The following is a 435-nucleotide window of genomic DNA, read 5'->3' on the forward strand; positions in this document are numbered from 1 at the left end:
CGGCGGCGCGGTGGCGATCAGCGCGGGACTGGTGGTCGTGGGCTGGTTCGTGTACGACCTGCTCTGGAGCTCGCCGCTCGGCCGACGCACCTTGGCCGCGAGTGTCGTGTCGATCGCGCTGCTCGCGGCCACCGCATACGGTCTCGCACAGCTCTTCGGTGGCCGCGCGGCGTACCTGCAGTTGGGCGCGATGCTCGGGACGATCATGGCCGGCAACGTCTGGCGCCGGATCGTTCCCTCGCAGCAGCAGATGCTCGCGGCCACCCGCGCGGGAACCGAAGTGGACACCAGCCTCGGGCTGCGGGCCAAAGCACGCTCGACGCACAACCACTACCTCACGTTCCCCGTGCTGTTCCTCATGCTGAGCTCGCACTTCCCGAGCACCTACGGACATCCGCTCAATTGGCTGGTGCTGCTGTGCGTGCTGGCCTTCGG

1 protein-coding gene is annotated in these 435 nt (G+C 68.5%); it reads left to right on the forward strand.

The window, feature by feature from the left end:
• A partial coding sequence (locus H7U32_RS10475; RefSeq protein WP_204469950.1) for a urate hydroxylase PuuD occupies nucleotides 1-435 on the forward strand: 435 nt, incomplete at both ends.

The sequence above is a fragment of the Bifidobacterium pullorum subsp. saeculare genome (assembly GCF_016899725.1).
Classification (GTDB): domain Bacteria; phylum Actinomycetota; class Actinomycetes; order Actinomycetales; family Bifidobacteriaceae; genus Bifidobacterium; species Bifidobacterium pullorum_C.